Genomic DNA, 16,704 nt, shown 5'->3' with positions numbered 1-16,704 from the left:
GCCAGCACAACAGCCCTGACGGCAATCTCGGCGCAATGACGCGTCATTTGAGCCCCGAGACGAGAATCGACGAGACGATATGCCGCTGAGCCGCGACGAACAGCACGATCAGCGGAACGATCGCGACCGTCGTGGCCGCCATCACCAGCGTCCACTGGGCGTTGAACCGGGACTGCAGGTCGGCCGTGGCCACCGTCAACACCCGCCACTTGTGGCCGCTGGTGATCACCAGCGGCCACATGAAGTTGTTCCACTGGGAGACCACGGTGATCAGCGTCAGCGCGGCCAGGACCGGACGGCTGGACGGAATCACCACGTGCACCAGCACATCCAGGGTGTTGGCGCCGTCCAGGAAAGCGGCGTTGATCAAGTCGTTCGGGATGATGCGAAAGTGCTCGCGCAGCAAGAAGATCGCATACGGCGATCCGAACATGAACGGCAGCACCAGCGCCCAGAACGTGTTGCGCAGGCCCAGCTGGGCCATCATCAGATACAACGGCACCACCGTGACCGTTGCCGGCACCATCAACGTTGCGATATAGACCCAGAACAACACGTCTCGTCCCGGGAACTCCAGCCGGGCGAATGCGTAGCCGGCCAGCACCGAAAACGTCATCTGCCCCAGCAAGATCACCCCCGTCATCAGCGCGGTCACCACCGCCGCGCGGCCGAAGCCCGCGCTGGCCAGGTCGGCGTAATTCGACACCGTCGGCGGGCGCGGCAACTGCAGCGGCGTGCCCGTCGCGAACTGGTGGGCGGAGGTGAACGACGTCAGCAGCCCAAGCAAGAAGGGCAGCAACGTGATCAGCGCGCCGACGATCAGGCCGGCGTAGATGACGGCGTTGGCCGAACGGCGTCCAGATGGTCCGGCTCCTCCTCGGGCCATGCCGGCCCGCGTCGTCGCCGAACGGCGTCCAGATGGTCCGGCTCCTCCTCGGGCCATGCCGGCCCGCGTCGTCGCCGAACGGCGGCTAGGTGAGGTCATAGCTGATCCGTCGCCGAAAGTACAGGTGCTGAACGAAGGTGACGCCGACGAGAATGACGAACAGCACCACGGCCATGACCGACGCCCGACCGATGGCCGCCGAACCGAATGCCTCGGAATAGATCTGGTGAGCCACCAGGTCGGTGCTGCCTTCCGGACCGCCGCCGGTCAGCGCGTAGACCATATCGAAAATCTGTGCGGCGCTGACGATTCCGGTGACCAGCACGAAGAAGGTCGTCGGCCGCAGCATCGGCAGGGTGATCCGCCAGAACCGCTGCCAGGCAGTCGCGCCGTCGGTGCGCGCGGCCGCGTGGATGTCGTCCGGGATGGCCAGCAAGCCCGCCAGGAACGACAACGAGACATAGCCCACGTTTGTCCAGACGACGACGGCGGCCACCAACGGTAGCGCCAGGTTGGGATTGCTGAGCCATTCGACACGGCGGCCCAGCACGGCGCTGACGGCGCCGTCGGTAGGCGCCAGGATCCAGCGCCACATCACCGCGATCGCCAGTGGTGCGCAGACCCACGGCAGGACGTAGAGCGTGCGGAAAAAATTGGTGCCCGGAAGCCCCCGGGCCAACATCATCGCGGCCAGCAACCCGAGCACCGTCTGCGCCGGAACCACGATCGCCACGAAGACGGCGGTGACCACCAGCGAGCCGCCGAAGTCGGAGTCGGCCAGCACCGACCGCCAGTTGGCCAGCCCGACGAAGCGCAGCGGGCCCAGCAGATCCCATCGGTACAGGCTCAGCCAGACGACCACCAGGATGGGCAGCAACAGGAAGGCGAGCACGCCGAACAGGCTGGGCGCCAGCAGGGCATACGCCAGCGCGGTGGATCGGCGTGGCGTGGCGCGCATGGGTGTATTAAAGCGTGGTCGATACGGTGGAGTCGTGACACCGAAGCGCGGGATCGATTCCGACTTCCTGGACCTGCCGCGCCACACGTTGGCCGACGCCGCGCTGTCAGCGGCCACCGCCGCCGGGGCCAGCCATGCCGACCTGCGGATTCATCGAACCAGCACCGAGATCATCCAGCTGCGTGACGGAGAGCTCGAGACCGCGATCGCCAGTCACGACCTGGGCTTCGCGGTGCGGGTGATCGTCGACGGCACGTGGGGCTTCGCCTCGCACGCCGAGCTGGCGCCGTCGGTGGCGGCCGATACCGCGCGCCGCGCGGTGCAGGTGGCCACCACGCTGGAAGCGCTGAACACCGATCGCGTCGAGCTGGCGCCCGAGCCGGTCTACGCCGACGTCAGCTGGGTGTCGGACTACCAGATCGACCCGTTCGGCCTGCCCGCAACCGAGAAGATCGCCGTGCTGCAGGACTACTCCGGCCGATTGTTGAGCGCCGACGGCGTCAATCATGCGTTTGCCAGTTTGAATGCGGTCAAGGAGCAGACCTTCTACGCCGACACCTTCGGATCGTCGATCACCCAGCAGCGGGTGCGGTTGTACCCGTCGCTGGAGGCGGTCACCGTCGATGCGGCGGCGGGCACCTTCGATTCGATGCGCACCCTGGCGCCGCCGACGGCTCGGGGCTGGGAGGCGGTCGCCGGCGACGAGATCTGGAACTGGACCGACGAACTGGCCCAGCTGCCGTCGTTGCTGGCCGAGAAGCTCAAGGCGCCCAGTGTGACCGCAGGCCGCACCGACCTGGTGATCGACCCGACCAACCTATGGCTGACCATCCACGAATCCATCGGCCACGCAACCGAATACGATCGCGCCATCGGCTACGAGGCGGCCTACGCCGGAACCTCGTTCGCCACACCGGACAAACTCGGCACCCTGCGCTACGGCTCACCGGTGATGAACGTGACGGCCGACCGCACCGTCGAATTCGGTCTGGCCAGTATCGGTTACGACGACGAAGGCGTGGCCGCGCAGAGCTGGGATCTGGTGCGCGACGGGGTGTTCGTCGGCTATCAGCTCGACCGGGTGTTCGCCCTGCGGCTGGGACGGCCGCGTTCCAATGGCTGCTCGTATGCCGACTCGCCCCATCATGTGCCGATCCAGCGGATGCCGAATGTGTCGTTGCAGCCAGGGTCCGAAGACCTTAGCACCGCCGACCTGATCAGCCGGGTACCGGACGGCATCTACATCGTCGGTGACAAGTCGTGGTCGATAGACATGCAGCGCTACAACTTTCAGTTTACCGGCCAGCGGTTCTTCCGCATCCGCGACGGCCGCCTGGACGGTCAATTGCGCGACGTCGCCTATCAGGCCACCACCACCGATTTCTGGAATTCCATGGAGGCCGTGGCCGGCCCGTCGACCTGGCGACTGGGCGGCGCGATCAACTGTGGCAAGGCCCAGCCGGGCCAGATTGCGGCCGTCAGCCACGGCTGTCCGTCGGCGCTGTTCCGCGGCGTCAACGTGCTCAACACCCGGACCGAAGGCGGCCGATGATCACTGCGCAGCATGTCGTCAACATCGTCTTGACGGAAGCGGCACAGCGTGGCCGTGCCGACGAGACCATGGTGCTCGTCGTCGACCGAACCGAGGCGACGTTGCGGTGGGCGGGCAATTCCATGACCACCAACGGGCTTTCGACAAGCCGCAGCGTGACCGTTATTTCGATTGTCCGCCAAGGTGATAACGCCTTCGTCGGCGCGGTGGAGTCCGGTGAGGTCGACCCATCGGTGTTGCCCGGGCTGGTGGCCGCGTCGCAGGACGCGGCCCGTTCTGCCCCCGAAGCCGGTGACGTCGCACCCCTGCTGGCCGACGCCGGGATGCCCGTCGACTGGGACGCGCCGGTTTCCCGCACCGGTGTCGAGGCATTCGCCGACGTCGCGGCTTCGCTGAGCCGCGAGTTCGCGGGTAGCGACCGGCTGTACGGCTATGCGCACCACAGCCTTTCGACGACATTCCTGGCGTCGTCGACCGGTTTGCGGCGGCGCTACACGCAACCGGCCGGCGCGGTGGAGATCAACCTCAAACGCGGCGACGCCAGTGCCTGGGCGGGCGTGGGGTCTCCCGACTTCGCCGGTGTGCCAATCGATGTGCTGCTCGATCAGCTGTCGACCCGGTTGGGGTGGGCGCAACGCCGGGTCGAGCTGCCCCCGGGACGGTACGAGACGATCATGCCGCCGTCGACGGTGGCCGACATGATGCTGTGCCTGTCGTGGTCGATGGCCGGCCGCGGGGCACAGGAGGGCCGCACCGCGCTGTCTGCCCGCGGCGGCGGGACCAGGGTGGGGGAGCGGCTCACCGAACTGCCGCTGACGCTGTTCTCCGACCCGATGGCGCCGGGCCTGGCGTGCCGGCCGTTCGTCGCGGTGAGCAACTCGTCGGAGACGCTGTCGGTGTTCGACAACGGCATGGACATCGGCCATGTGGACTGGATCCGCGATGGGGTGATCAACGCGCTGGCCTATCCGCGGGCCACGGCCGCCAAGTACGACGCCCCGGTTGCCGTGGCCGCCGAGAACCTGTTGATGACGGGCGGTTCGGCCGGTCTGGCGGAGATGATCGCGGCCACCGAGCGCGGTCTGCTGCTGACCACGTTGTGGTACATCCGCGAGGTGGACCCGACCACGCTGCTGCTCACGGGGCTGACCCGCGACGGCGTCTACCTCATCGAAGATGGCACGGTGACGGCGGCGGTCAACAACTTCCGGTTCAACGAAAGCCCGCTGGACCTGCTGGGACGCGCCACCGAGGCCGGTGTCAGCGAGGTGACGCTGCCCCGGGAATGGGGCGATTGGGCCACCCGGGCGGCGATGCCGTCGCTGCGGATACCGGATTTCCACATGTCGTCGGTCAGCCAGGCGCAATAGCCGATTGCCGGGACGTAGGGCACGTCCTAGCGTGTGAAAGATGGCGGCGGAGACACCGGTTGGTGACGGCCTGTCCCGGTTGATTGGGTGGTCCCCGGGCGACGGGCGCATGGCGAGCCTGGTCCGGCGAGTATGTGCGCGGACGTTGTCGCTGCCCGCTGTGCCTTCCGAGGTGGCCGTCGGCGAGCCGGCGTCGGAGGCGGAACGTGCCGTTGCCGAGTTCGCCGAACAGTTCAGCGTCGACGTCTCGCAGATCAGCGCCGAGCAGCGATCGGGTTTGCTTGAGCAGTTGGGGGACAATGCATTTGGGGCTGTGGTGTCGATCTTCATCGCCGACTTGGTGCCGCGGGTGCGCGCGGGTCTGGAAGCGCTGGGCGTGGGCTCGCAGTACCTGGGATGGGTGCGGGGGCCGATCAGGTGGAACCACGCGGCGACCGAGGGGCCCGGCGTTTTGTTCAACGACTTCTTGCCCGCCGTGGCGCGGATGCGCGCACTCGATCCCGTCACCTCCGAGCTGGTCCGGCTGCGGGGCGCGGCTGCACACAACTGCCGGCTGTGCAGGTCGCTGCGTGAGGGCACCGCCCTGGATGCCGGTGGTTCGGACACGCTGTACGACGAGATCGAGCGCTTCGAGACCTCGATCTTGCTCGATGATTGTGCAAAAGCCGCCCTGCGGTATACGGATGCGTTAATTTGGACGCCTGCGCACCTCGCCGTCGACGTTGCCGCCGAGGTGCGCTCCAGGTTCTCCGAGTCCCAGGCCATCGAGCTGACTTTTGACATCATGCGTAACGCCAGCAACAAAATTGCCGTGTCGCTGGGTGCTGACGCGCCGAGGGTGGAGCAGGGCACCGAACGGTACCTGATCGGGGCCGACGGTCAGACGGTGTTCGGCTGACCGATGGGCACCGGAAGCATGGTCCGGGCGATGTTGGCCATCGCGGTGGGGGTGGCGTCGGCGTGCGGGCTGGCGGGGTGTTTCGGCACAGGTGGCAAGACCGCCCGGCCGACGGTGTCGGTTCACGACCGCGAGGAATCACGACTGCCGCCGATATATCCCGGAACGACGGTGTCCATTCCGCCGTCGACGACGCCAACGGGTCCGGCGAACACCATCCCGGGTGACGGCACCTACCGGGTCGGGGTGGACATCCGGCCCGGAACCTACCGGTCGCAAGGCAGCAACGCCTGTTATTGGGAACGGCTCAGGGGGCTCGGCGGAACCGTCGCCGACATCATCGCCAACGGCGCTGGAACCGGGCCGCAGCTCGTGCAGATTGCGCCGACGGACGTCGGGTTCAAGACGCAGGGCTGCCCGACGTGGACGCTGGATTCCGGTGCTGCGACGACTTCGACGACTTCGACGACTTCGACGACTTCGGTGAAGCTGCCCGAGGGTGCCCACGCATGTCCGACCACGGCCGGGCCCGCCGGCGGGCTGAGCCAGTCCGCGGTCGGATCGGCGGCGACATCCTGCCAGTTCGCCGAACAGGTTCGGCTTGCATACGGAGCCAGCGGGCCAGCTGGCCCGGCACCTCGGCAGGTCAGCGCCGTCAGCCCCGTGACCGGTCAGTCTTACACCATGACCTGCTCAGCCGACGGGGGATTGGTGGTGTGCCGCGGCGGCGACGACGCCGTCGTCTACCTGTACTGATGGGACAACAGTCGCAACGCCGGGGATGTGCGCGGCACTCATACGCCCCGGACACCGGCGACCTCGGCCGGTCGGCGGCTGGACCGGGGGCCCTGTTCGGCGGTCTTTGTCCACGAAAACGCTTGCGTCCGTTGGTCTTTGGCGTGGCCAGACCCAGCCGTCGAAATCCGTGACATAACCACGGACACCGGCCGTTCCGAGTAAGGTGCGTGGATGGCCGACTATGAACCGACCAAGGAGTCGCTCGCGACGCATCCGGTGCCCGAGTGGTTCGAGGACGCAAAGTTCGGGATCTTCATCCACTGGGGTTTGTACTCGGTGCCCGGCTGGGCTCCGCTCGAGGCCGACACCCAGGAGCTGATGACCACCAAGGGACCCGCGTATTGGCTGAAATACAACCCGTATGCCGAGTGGTATCAGAACACCATCGCAATCCCGGGCAGCCCGTCACAGCGACACCACGTCGAAACCTATGGCCCCGACTTCACTTACGACGACTTCAAGCCGATGTTCAACGAAGCGGTGGAGCAATTCGATCCCGACTCCTGGGCCGCTTTCTTCGAGCAAGCGAACGCGCGCTACGTGGTGCTCACCACCAAACACCACGACGGGTTTACGATGTGGCCCAGCCGGCACCCCAACCCGCACAAGGAATCCTGGCATGCCAACCGCGACCTGGTCGGCGACCTGACCAGCGCGGTCCGCGACCGCGGCATGAAGATGGGTCTGTACTACTCGGGCGGGTACGACTGGACGTTCGACCCGACGGTCACCACCGATCTGCCGGGGCTGGCGAGCTCGCTCGTCCAGACAGCCGAGTACGCGCGATACGCGGACAACCACATTCGTGAGCTCGTCAACCGCTATCAGCCGTCAGTGCTGTGGAACGATATCGGCTACCCGCCCCAGTCCAAACTCGCCGAGCTGTTCGCGCATTACTACAACCAGGTGCCCGACGGAGTCATCAACGACCGCTGGGCCCAGCTTCAGCTGCCCAAAGTCCCCGGGGTGGAACCGCTGGTCATGGGAGGTCTCGGGCTGGCCGGTGCCCTGTGGCGGTTCCTGCCCGACCGGGTAAGGGTCCTGGACTTCCCGACCGGTTTCCACTACGACTTCCGCACCCCGGAATACGCCCAGTACGACGAGATCAAACCGTACAAATGGGAATCCACCCGTGGCGTGGGGAACTCGTTCGGCAACAACCGCCAAGAAGGTCCCGACGAGATGCTGACCCTCACCGATCTGGCCCGCAGCTTCGCCGACCTGGTGAGCAAGAACGGCAATCTACTGCTTGGCATCGGGCCCTACCCCGACGGGACGATCCCGGAGCTGCAAGCGCAGCTGCTCACCGACTTCGGCGGATGGCTCGACGTGACCGGCGAAGCCTACTTCGACACCCGCCCCTGGACGACCCCACAAGCCACCGCCACCGACGGCACCCCGCTGCGCTTCACCCAGACCGATGACGCCCTGTACGTGACGTTCCTGCGGGCCCCGGGGGAGCGCCGCGTCGGGCTGCGCGGCCTATTGGGGACCTCGGAGACCACCGTCGCGTTGCTTGGTGGCGGCACACTCGAACACGAGTGCGCCGGCGATCGCATCAACGTCACGTTCCCCGACGCGTTGGACGTTTGGCCGGCCTACGCGCTCAAGGTCACGCCAACGCCCACCCTCGCGAACTGACGCGCGCCATGAGACGTCGGACGCGGCCGGCGCTATCCATGGTGGGGAGCCCGCGGCTGGACTGCGGGCACCGCGGCTGGCAATGCCCATAAGTACTGGCACTGCGTGAGATTTGGGCGTTGACTTCGATATGTCAGGGGTCGGATCGGACTTGCGCGCAACGGCAGGTTTAGCAAGGAAGGTCACTCGAATGGGCTCAACCGGTCGAATTCGATTGCGGTTGGCTGCCGTATTTGCGGCGGCGCTGCTGGGCCAACTCGGGCTGCCGCTGCCGCATGCATCGGCGGACTGCGTCTTGACCGCGCAGGACCAGCATTACATCGCACTGCTGGCACGCCGGCAGATCGGCGCGGCTTCCGGGAGCACCGACTGCGACGTGGCAGCGCTGGGCCAGCAAATCGCCAACGATGTGCGGATGGCAAACAACCCGTCGTTACGGGCGTCGACCATTGCCGATGAGGTGTATTATGGGACGAACTTGACCGCGGAGCAGGCTGCGTTCGAGGTGGCGGCAGCGATCTACGTCTACGCACCGGATATGGTCTGGGTAGTCGAAGACACAGCGTTGTGATCGGCGCCGGATCGCGGTCTACGTGCCCAAGGAGAACGTCCAGATGATCACCAAAGTGCTGATCAGCGCCGCTATCGCCGTCGGTGCCGCGATCGGGGTGGCCGCACCGGCGATGGCTGATGAGCCAACTGCGCCGGTGACAACCTGTAACTGTGACCAGCCGGTCGACAAGCCTCCGGCCCCCAGCCCGCAGCAGATGAATCAGAGCATCCGGGAGGCCCTCGCCAGCCTGGAAGCCGGCGAACGCTGATCCGAAGGGTGGGCCGGACCGCTTAGCCGCCACATCCCGATTTCTTCGGAAGACCTTGACGCTCAACACTTTTCGAGTGGCCCACTTCAGGTGATCCGCTGCTTGGCGAGCGGCGGCGGTGACGCGCACGCAGGTGCTTGTCGAGCGCATCGACAGCGAGCAGGATCGGCATCGAGCTGAGCGCGACGACCCAGCCCCACAGCGGCGGGTTCCACTGGCCGAGCAACCTGGCGACCGGCGGCACCCACAACTCGACCAACGACAATGTCAGACCGATGAGCGCCGCCGGCACCAAGAGCCGGTTGCTGGTCCAGCCCAGCGCCCCGGGCCAGCGCGAGGATGACCGGCAGGCGAAGACGTTCGCGGTCTGGGCGAAGACCACCGTGATGAATGCCGCGCCGGATGCGGCCGCCAAGGCGTGCCCGGTGGGGAACGGGTCGGCCGGACGCCAGCCGAGCGCCAGCATGGACACCAGGAAGGCGGCCAGGGACAGGACTGCCTCGAGTGGCCCCAGCAGTCCGAAGGCCCGGCGCAGCACGGTGTGGTTCATCAACCGGCCGCGCACCGGGGGACCTTCGAGCAGGTGCTGCGCCGGCGGCTCGGCCCCCAGCGCGACCGCCGACAGGGTGTCGGTGCCTATGTCGAGCGCGAGGATCTGCAAGACACCGAGTGCCAGCGGGAACAGGCCGCCCGAGAGCGCCCAGACGAGAAACGGCGCCAGCTCGGCGACGTTGTCGGTCAGATGGTAGGTCAGGAACCGGCGGATGTTGACGAAGGTCGCCCGTCCCTGCTCGATACCGGCCGCGATGCCGGCGAAGGAGTCGTCGAGCAGCACCAGGTCGGCGGCCTCGCGGGCGACGTCGGTGCCGGATTCGCCCATGGCCACGCCGATGTCGGCCTCGTGCAGCGCCGGGGCGTCGTTCACGCCGTCTCCGGTCATCGCCACCACGTGGCCCCTGGAGCGCACTGCGCGCGCGATGCGCAGTTTGTCCTCCGGGGAGACCCGGGCGATCACCACCCCGTCGCGGTCGAGCAAAGCGCCCAGATGCTGCTCGTCCTCCGGCAGGTCCGCCCCCGACAGCACGAGTGAGTTAGGAAAGCGCAGCCCCACCTGGTCGGCGATGGCCGTGGCGGTGGCGGGATGATCGCCGGTCACCATCGCCACCTTCACTCCGGCCCGTCGGCAGGCCTGAAGCGACTCGGAGACCTCGTCGCGCGGCGGATCCTGCAGTGCCACCAGGCCCAGCAGGCGCAATCCCTGATCGCATTGCTTCTGGTCCCGTGGGGTGCGGCCGTCGCGCGGGCTGGACGCGACGGCGAGCACCCGCAGCCCACGGTCGGTGAGGGCATCCACCGCCTGGTGGGCCGCCGGATCGTCGCCGCAGAGCGGAAGCACGGTGTCCGGCGCGCCTTTCACCACGACCTCCTCGGCCAACACCACAGCCATCCGGCGCAGCCTGGGGTCGAAGGGGAACCGCAACTCAGCGGAAACGACGCGACGATCCTGGTCCGTATCGATGCCCAGTCGCCGGGCGAAGGCGTCGAGGCCCGCCTCCATCGGATCGCCGTGGGGGCGCCAATTGCCTTGAATCTCTTCGGCGTACCCGGTGGAGCAGCGTTCGGCGGCCAGGGCGAGCTCGCGGACCGGGTCCGCCGCGGTGGGGGACGACCACGCGAGTTTGGCCGTCGGCCCGTAGCCGGCGCCGTCGACGGTCAGCGAGCCGGCGGGCGTCCAGGCGTCGACGACGGTCATCTGGTTGCGGGTGAGGGTGCCGGTCTTGTCGGTGCAGATGAAGGTTGTCGAGCCGAGCGTCTCGACGGCCTCGAGGTTGCGGACCAGGATCTGGCGCTTGGCCATCTGCTCGGAGCCCCAGGCCAACGACAGCGTCACCGTCGGCAGCAACGCCTCCGGAACCAGGGCCACCGTGACCCCGATCGCGAACACGAAGGCCTGCTGGACGGGGTTGCCGACGAGCATCGAGATGAGCAGGAAGACGACTCCGACGCCGACGGCGATCGCCGCGGTGAGGCGGACCACACCGCGCAGGCCCCGGGTCAGTGGCGTGTCGGGTTTCGTGGTCGAGGTCGTCAGCCGGGCGATACCGGCCAGCCGCGTGTGCTGGCCGATCGCGGTGACCCGGGCGCACGTATCGCCCTCGACGACAAAGGTTCCGGCGAACAGCGCGTCGCCCACGGCCGCGGCGCCGGCCACGCTTTCGCCGGTCAGCATCGAGGAGTCGACCAGCAACCGGTTCTCGGTGAGCACCACTGCGTCAGCGGGCACCCGGTCGCCGCTTTCCAGGAGCAGGATGTCGTCGACCACCACGTCCTCGGCCTCGATCACTTGCCGGCGTCCGTTACGCCACACCGTGATGCGCGTCGGCAGCATCTGCTGCAGCCGGTCGGCGGCACGGTCTGCTCGCGCCTGCTGGATCAGGGCGAAGACACCGTTCAGCACGATCACCGCGATGATGGCGATGCTCAGTTGGGGAAGTTTGGCGAAGAACGCGAGCGCCGCGGCGGCCCAGAGCAGCAGGGCGAAGAAGTGCGTCAGCTCCCCGAGCAGGCGGCGGACGACCGACGGCCGCCTGGCCGCGGGGAGCCGGTTGGCGCCGTCTTTTGCGCGCCGCTGGGTGGCCTCGGCCGTCGTCAGCCCTGGCGGTAGGACATCGGCCATGGTCCTCCTCTGGGCCGCGTAGCTGGCGTTGTCAATAGGTGGTCTCGGTGGGTCTCTGCGTCCCGCGTCTTGACGCAACGCTAACCGCGGATGTTGACAATCGGTCGTTTCCGCATGAATCGCTGGCAACAGCCGAAATGCTATCGACGGGGTGGTCTGTCGTGCCCGCGCGTCCGGCCTCGTGGCGTCAGGCTGGTTCGGCGTTGGTCTAGTCTTTCGCAGGCTTTCCTAGGCTCGATTGTCGTGGGTGAGCGCCGCTTTGTCGGTACGACGCGGACGTGCAACCGAAGCGAGCCATGACATGTGTTGAAAATGTGAGCTATGCTTATCGCATGTCCATGGTTCAAATCCGCAACGTTCCTGACGAGCTTGTCCACGAGCTGAAGGCCCGTGCAGCGGCGCAACGAATGAGCCTCAGTGATTTTCTGCTGGCACGGCTCGCCGAGCTTGCGCAAGAACCGGCCCTCGACGATGTTCTCGACCGTCTCGCGGCGCTGCCACGGCGGGATCTCGGCGCGAGCGCGGCTGAACTGGTTGGCGAGGCTCGATCCGAGTGATTGTGTTGGATGCCTCGGCGGCTGTCGAGCTCGTCCTCGCGACGCCGCCCGGTGCCGCCGTCGCCCGGCGCTTGCGCGGCGAGACCGTGCATGCGCCTGCCCACATCGATGTCGAGGTGATTGGGGCGATACGTCGAGCGGTCGTGCGCCGGCTGATCAGCGATCATGAAGGAATCGTCGCGGTTGCCGACTTTCTGAGCCTGCAGGTTCGACGTTGGCCTATAAAGCCATTCGTCCAGCGCGCGTATCAACTGCGGACCACTCATACCGTGGGCGATGCAGTTTACGTTGCCCTCGCCGAGGGCTTCGGCGTAAGGCTTATCACGTGCGACGGGCGACTCGCGCAATCCCACGGCCACGATGCAGAGATCGAGCTCGTCGCCTGATCCCCACAGTGTGACGGCCAGGACACCGAGTCACAGTTGAACCGATATCGACGCGGAGGCCAACCATGGGACGCAGCGCATCGGCCACACGCTTAATTTGTTCCAGATCACGGCGGGTTTGTTTGGCCGCAGCCCGCGAAAGCCCGACTGCTGGCAACGTTTTCAACCCGATCGGCAATCCATCGTGGAGTCCATGAGCCGCGTTCGACCCGTCTGTGGCCCCCGCAGAGGTCCCCAAGCGGAACTGCGCGAAGGTTGCCAGAAACAGCATCCGCGTTGGTGAACCACGTTTCTCAAGTTGCCGGGCTGACAGATGTCGGGCTGACAGGATGTGAACCTGCGACCACTTGGCCCCCAGTCGGGTCGATTGAATGTCTTTGTCTCACAATATTTTTCGAAGCAATTCGACCAGCAAGAACTATCTCGGGATGCCCCTGGCGACTTCTCTCATTCGTACTCACTTGTGACAACCTCGGCGTTGGGGCACGAAAGATTCGCAAGGAACGCTCCGCTGTCTACGGTAAGGTCACGCGATGGCGCGTGCGCCGGTGATGACGGCGGCAGGGAGCACACAAGGGTCTTCAAGCGCAGACCGGACGCGCAGGCGCCTATCTGGACGGCCTGACGGGGGACATTCAGCGGGGCATGTACGTTGACCCGCGCACGAGCGCTGAGACGTTTGCGTCGGTCGCTGAACAGTGGTTCGCCACCAAAGGTCATCGAAAACCCAAGACTGTCGCGGGACACCGGTCCATCCTGGACATCCTCGTGCTGCCGAAGTGGGGTGAGGTGCCACTGAAAAAGGTTGACTACCAGGCGTATTCAGCATGGCACGGCGGTTTGGCGGTGGACGGATCGCAGCGCGGCATCGCACTCTCGGCCAGTCGCATCACGCAGGCTCATCAGCTCGTCGGCGCAGTGCTGAAGTACGCGCAACGCACGGGCAAGATCGCCAAGAATGTGGCTGGCGGGATCAAGCGGACCGAAGACTTGCCGACCTCGACCGAGCAGGTGCGGCGCTACCTGACCCACGCCGAGCTTCTCCAGCGAAGACCCTCGTTCTTGGCTACCGCGGACTCCGCTTCGGTGAGACCGGCGCTGCGGCGCAAGCATGTGGGCGACCCGGAGTTGACGATTCGTTCATCGGCCACGTATGTGACCGGCGGCTGGGATTGACGTGGCGACGACGAAGACGAACCGGGTGCGCCACGTGCCTGTCCCTTAGCCGGTATGCGAGCGGCTGCGGGATGAGCTGCCAATCGAGCCCAATGCCCTCGTGTTCCCGAGCCATCGCGGCGGGCACCTTCCCATCGAGGAATACCGGAGAGCCTTCGATAAGGGATGCAAGGCGGTTGGCATTACCGACTTGGCACCGCACGGGCTGAGGCACACCATGGCGTCGCTCGCGATCAGTGCGGGCGCTAATGTCAAAGTCGTGCAGAGGCTTCTAGGACACGCCACGGCCGTGGCGTTGGACCGTTATAGCCAGTTGCTGAGTGACAATCTGGCGGGCGTGGCAGATGCGCTCGGCAAGGTCATCGAAAGTACTGTGGCATCCCGGCGGTGTTCCGGACCTGATTCAGTTACGGTGGAGGACATATCCGCAGCTAGTTAGCACAAGGGGCGGTAGCTCAGTTGGTTAGAGCCGCGGACTCATAATCCGTTGGTCGCGGGTTCGAGCCCCGCCCGCCCCACCATATATTGCCTGGTCAGACAGGGTTATGTGGCAGCGTGCTCGCTCGGCGGGCCAGATTTACCGGCGTTTTACCGGCGTGTGGGCGAGCGTGCTCGGCGCTAGCTAACTCGCGCTGATCGTCGGTGTGCCGTTCAACGTCGCGAGGTACCGCTGCTCAACACCTACGCCCGCGAAGAACCACTAGATGGTGCGCTATTTCAAGAATCGCCAGATGTGCTGTGTGACGGATGTGAAAATTGTGCATATACACCACGTTCGGGCGACGCGCCCGGATTGGTTCACCGGCGTGTCTTCCAAGCTCCTGTCGGATCGCGACCATAGCATTGGACCCGCTTGATCGAACAACTGATCGAGCCGGTAGCGCCTAACTCAACCACTACAAGGAACAACTGAAGTGTTCACTGCGAATGTACTAAAAGTGTTGATCGCCACGCCGGGAGATACCGGCGATGAGGTCGACGAGATCATCAAGAGCATCCACAGCTGGAACGGACGCCGTGCTGAAGCGGAGGGCGTGATACTGCTCCCGCGCTTCTGGAAGTTCGACGCCGTACCACTGATGAGCTCGGGTGGGCCCCAGAGCGTCATCGACTCCCAGCTGGTGGATGACGCCGACATCGTGATCGCAGTGTTCGACAGCCGCCTCGGGACCGCCACGCCGACAGCAGTTTCCGGTACCGCCCACGAAATCGAACGTACCGCCGAGGCGGGCAAGCCGGTACATGTCTACTTCTCCGACGAGCCCGTCAGCCGGAATGCGGACCCCGAAGAACTGGTCCGGCTCAACAAGTTCCGTGCGGAGATGGAGGCCAAAAACCTCTTGGGCGTGTACGTGGATCCCACTGACCTTGGCTATCAGGTCCGCGAGGCTGTCGAGCACGACATCGTCATGATGGACTTGGGCGTGTCCGCGTTGTCGGTTGCTGCACCTGACCACGCGATGCCACGGTTACGGTACGACGGGTTCGCCAACCGCCTTATTGCGGAGAACTACAGCACCACGGTTCGCGCCGACGAGTTCACGCTCGACATTCCTGATGGCAAGTATTTGATCGACTATGATGGCGGGCCGGTCGACTTGCTGCCACAAGCGGATGCGCGCTGGCGGGTGACATTGTTCATGGGCTCCGACGATTCCGTGAAGATCAAGATGCGGTGGCTGGAAAACGGTGAGCCGCAAGAGGAAACCCAGACGGTGTTCCTCGACTGAGCTCTGGGGCAGCCGAGGCGGGGAGCCTGGCCGACAACCCCTCAACCCGCCCCGGCGACCGACTAGGGGTGTGCCGCTTCGGGGCCTAGCGCACACGTAGCCGTATGCGCGGCTCGGCGGCACTGGCGCGGTGGGCGGCCAGGGCGGGCACCGGGTACACAATCCCGCCCTGGCCACGACTCATGGGGCAATCTGCTCGCCGGGGTAGCCCCGCGCTTCATCAGGCGGTCGGCGGTGTTGTCGGGGTCGGCCGACGCCGTACGGGTTGCGAGGCGGGTCAACGCGCGGCGCGCGGGGCATGTAAATACCACCTTCGCTCGGTGGCCGGCCATTGAGGTGCGGCGCGACTGGCCCTGGTCCCCAGCTGAACTCGGTGCTCTGGTCACCCGACTGTTCACAGTGGAGCCGCAGTGGGTCTTGCGCCCCGCAACGTGGCGGCTTTGGCGGCGGCGGGTCGCGGTACGGTTCCGGCGAATGCGTGTAGTGACGGCTCATTGTTACGTCGCTATCGTGGGCGCGGTGTAGCTGAGGTTCGTGGTGATCTGCACGACGACCGCCGCGCCTCGGTGCCGGGTGCCGGTACCGAACCCGCGTGCGAAGAAGCTCTCCTGCAGCGGGTAAGGTCCGCGCCCCGGAATATGGCGCAGCCCTTGGTAAGCCGGGTTGACGTGCTCGCGGAAGCCCACCGGATTGGTGACAGGTATGCCTCGGCGACGTCATGAGATCCTCTACGGCTCAAGTCCAAGTTAATCCGCTCGATCGATACCCAATCGCGGGCGTTTATAGCTTCGGGAGAGGACTTATCGACCGAGGTGTAATCGCGGGGTCAGAAACCTCCTACAAGTTCCTTGGGTTATTGAATGAGGGTGATGTTGTCGTAAGTAAGTTGGGAGGCTGGGAGGGTGCCGTCACCGTCGTCGATTCCAGCTTCCAAAACTACTACGTCTCAGCAGAATTCCCGACGTTCATTATCGATCGCTCGGTCATGGCTCCGGAGTTTTTTCGGGGTGTCACTCGTGCGCCGTCCTTCTGGGCTCAGATCGATCGCAGCACACGTGGCAGCATGGCGCGACGAAAGCGGATTACTCCATCGCAATTCCTCGCAACTGAGTTCTGGTTGCCACCAACCTCAAAATTTCACGGTCGCCGGAGTTCTCCCCTTGCGGCTGCTGAGATCACGAGTTGATCTTGATTTCCGGCTTGTCCGTAGGCGGCACCGCCGCGTGTCGTGCGCTGACGCCGGGTTCCACGGTC

The 16,704-nt window shown here is 65.7% G+C and carries 15 protein-coding genes, 1 tRNA gene and 1 pseudogene; 13 read left to right on the top strand and 4 right to left on the bottom strand.

The window, feature by feature from the left end; genetic code table 11:
• Positions 1-43 precede the first annotated feature (43 nt).
• Together EET03_RS17560 and EET03_RS17555 are read right to left on the bottom strand one after the other, a co-directional pair.
• The gene (locus EET03_RS17560) at positions 44-886 is read right to left on the bottom strand and encodes a carbohydrate ABC transporter permease (RefSeq protein WP_099193622.1); all 843 of its coding nucleotides are present in this window, start codon (positions 884-886) and stop codon (positions 44-46) included.
• Positions 887-971: 85 nt separating this feature from the next.
• Positions 972-1,844: a carbohydrate ABC transporter permease gene (locus EET03_RS17555; RefSeq protein WP_075544294.1), complete on the bottom strand. Its 873-nt coding sequence runs from the start codon at positions 1,842-1,844 to the stop codon at positions 972-974.
• Between the two features lie 34 nt (positions 1,845-1,878).
• On the opposite strand from EET03_RS17555, the gene EET03_RS17550 reads away from it, so the two are divergent.
• From EET03_RS17550 to EET03_RS17520, 7 genes are all read left to right on the top strand, one after another.
• Positions 1,879-3,396: a TldD/PmbA family protein gene (locus EET03_RS17550; RefSeq protein WP_075544293.1), complete on the top strand. Its 1,518-nt coding sequence runs from the start codon at positions 1,879-1,881 to the stop codon at positions 3,394-3,396.
• On the top strand, positions 3,393-4,766 hold the full coding sequence (locus tag EET03_RS17545) for a metallopeptidase TldD-related protein (RefSeq protein WP_075544292.1): 1,374 nt from the start codon (positions 3,393-3,395) through the stop codon (positions 4,764-4,766). The genes EET03_RS17550 and EET03_RS17545 overlap by 4 nt, the downstream gene beginning before the upstream one ends.
• Positions 4,767-4,806: 40 nt before the next feature.
• Complete coding sequence (locus tag EET03_RS17540; RefSeq protein WP_063471710.1) at positions 4,807-5,664, top strand: carboxymuconolactone decarboxylase family protein; 858 nt, start codon at positions 4,807-4,809, stop codon at positions 5,662-5,664.
• A 3-nt stretch (positions 5,665-5,667) separates the two neighbouring features.
• Positions 5,668-6,420 carry an Rv1352/Rv1906c domain-containing protein gene (locus EET03_RS17535; protein WP_244232421.1) on the top strand — a complete coding sequence of 251 codons (753 nt, stop codon included), beginning with the start codon at positions 5,668-5,670 and terminating at the stop codon, positions 6,418-6,420.
• 213 nt (positions 6,421-6,633) lie between these two features.
• Positions 6,634-8,103: an alpha-L-fucosidase gene (locus EET03_RS17530; protein ID WP_075544291.1), complete on the top strand. Its 1,470-nt coding sequence runs from the start codon at positions 6,634-6,636 to the stop codon at positions 8,101-8,103.
• Between the two features lie 190 nt (positions 8,104-8,293).
• Entirely contained in the window at positions 8,294-8,674 is a 381-nt protein-coding gene (locus EET03_RS17525) for a DUF732 domain-containing protein (RefSeq protein WP_063471708.1), read from the top strand.
• Between the two features lie 43 nt (positions 8,675-8,717).
• Positions 8,718-8,924 carry a hypothetical protein gene (locus EET03_RS17520; RefSeq protein WP_136625716.1) on the top strand — a complete coding sequence of 69 codons (207 nt, stop codon included), beginning with the start codon at positions 8,718-8,720 and terminating at the stop codon, positions 8,922-8,924.
• Positions 8,925-8,946: 22 nt separating this feature from the next.
• On the opposite strand, the gene EET03_RS17515 is transcribed toward EET03_RS17520, so the two are convergent.
• Positions 8,947-11,601: a cation-translocating P-type ATPase gene (locus EET03_RS17515; RefSeq protein WP_075544289.1), complete on the bottom strand. Its 2,655-nt coding sequence runs from the start codon at positions 11,599-11,601 to the stop codon at positions 8,947-8,949.
• A gap of 332 nt (positions 11,602-11,933) precedes the next feature.
• Between EET03_RS17515 and EET03_RS17510 the strand changes: the two genes are divergently transcribed.
• From EET03_RS17510 to EET03_RS17485, 6 genes and pseudogenes are all read left to right on the top strand, one after another.
• The gene (locus EET03_RS17510; RefSeq protein ID WP_063471705.1) at positions 11,934-12,158 is read left to right on the top strand and encodes a FitA-like ribbon-helix-helix domain-containing protein; all 225 of its coding nucleotides are present in this window, start codon (positions 11,934-11,936) and stop codon (positions 12,156-12,158) included.
• Positions 12,155-12,544 carry a type II toxin-antitoxin system VapC family toxin gene (locus EET03_RS17505; protein WP_063471704.1) on the top strand — a complete coding sequence of 130 codons (390 nt, stop codon included), beginning with the start codon at positions 12,155-12,157 and terminating at the stop codon, positions 12,542-12,544. Before EET03_RS17510 ends, EET03_RS17505 begins: the two co-directional genes overlap by 4 nt.
• A 645-nt stretch (positions 12,545-13,189) precedes the next feature.
• Positions 13,190-13,720, top strand: a complete 531-nt coding sequence (locus tag EET03_RS17500) for a hypothetical protein (protein ID WP_075544288.1) — start codon at positions 13,190-13,192, stop codon at positions 13,718-13,720.
• Positions 13,716-14,159 (top strand): annotated as a pseudogene (locus EET03_RS17495) (site-specific integrase). Before EET03_RS17500 ends, EET03_RS17495 begins: the two are co-directional and overlap by 5 nt.
• A gap of 5 nt (positions 14,160-14,164) precedes the next feature.
• Positions 14,165-14,241, top strand: a tRNA-Ile gene (locus EET03_RS17490).
• A 393-nt stretch (positions 14,242-14,634) separates the two neighbouring features.
• The gene (locus EET03_RS17485) at positions 14,635-15,450 is read left to right on the top strand and encodes a hypothetical protein (RefSeq protein ID WP_136625715.1); all 816 of its coding nucleotides are present in this window, start codon (positions 14,635-14,637) and stop codon (positions 15,448-15,450) included.
• Positions 15,451-15,947: 497 nt separating this feature from the next.
• Here EET03_RS17485 and EET03_RS17480 read toward each other — a convergent pair whose 3' ends face one another.
• Positions 15,948-16,136 (bottom strand): hypothetical protein, encoded by a 189-nt coding sequence (locus tag EET03_RS17480; protein WP_425271535.1) that lies wholly within the window; start codon positions 16,134-16,136, stop codon positions 15,948-15,950.
• Positions 16,137-16,704: the final 568 nt, after the last annotated feature.

The organism is Mycobacterium innocens, assembly GCF_900566055.1.
GTDB lineage: Bacteria > Actinomycetota > Actinomycetes > Mycobacteriales > Mycobacteriaceae > Mycobacterium > Mycobacterium innocens.
This window is presented reverse-complemented; position numbering and strand designations above follow the sequence as displayed.

What these genes read in the sequence shown, in the direction of transcription:
- EET03_RS17560 (WP_099193622.1), bottom strand. Translation starts at nt 886, where the DNA reads ATGGCCCGAGGAGGAGCCGGACCATCTGGACGCCGTTCGGCCAACGCC.
- EET03_RS17555 (WP_075544294.1), bottom strand. Translation starts at nt 1,844, where the DNA reads ATGCGCGCCACGCCACGCCGATCCACCGCGCTGGCGTATGCCCTGCTG.
- EET03_RS17545 (WP_075544292.1), top strand. Translation starts at nt 3,393, where the DNA reads ATGATCACTGCGCAGCATGTCGTCAACATCGTCTTGACGGAAGCGGCA.
- EET03_RS17540 (WP_063471710.1), top strand. Translation starts at nt 4,807, where the DNA reads ATGGCGGCGGAGACACCGGTTGGTGACGGCCTGTCCCGGTTGATTGGG.
- EET03_RS17535 (WP_244232421.1), top strand. Translation starts at nt 5,668, where the DNA reads ATGGGCACCGGAAGCATGGTCCGGGCGATGTTGGCCATCGCGGTGGGG.
- EET03_RS17530 (WP_075544291.1), top strand. Translation starts at nt 6,634, where the DNA reads ATGGCCGACTATGAACCGACCAAGGAGTCGCTCGCGACGCATCCGGTG.
- EET03_RS17525 (WP_063471708.1), top strand. Translation starts at nt 8,294, where the DNA reads ATGGGCTCAACCGGTCGAATTCGATTGCGGTTGGCTGCCGTATTTGCG.
- EET03_RS17520 (WP_136625716.1), top strand. Translation starts at nt 8,718, where the DNA reads ATGATCACCAAAGTGCTGATCAGCGCCGCTATCGCCGTCGGTGCCGCG.
- EET03_RS17515 (WP_075544289.1), bottom strand. Translation starts at nt 11,601, where the DNA reads ATGGCCGATGTCCTACCGCCAGGGCTGACGACGGCCGAGGCCACCCAG.
- EET03_RS17510 (WP_063471705.1), top strand. Translation starts at nt 11,934, where the DNA reads ATGTCCATGGTTCAAATCCGCAACGTTCCTGACGAGCTTGTCCACGAG.
- EET03_RS17500 (WP_075544288.1), top strand. Translation starts at nt 13,190, where the DNA reads ATGTACGTTGACCCGCGCACGAGCGCTGAGACGTTTGCGTCGGTCGCT.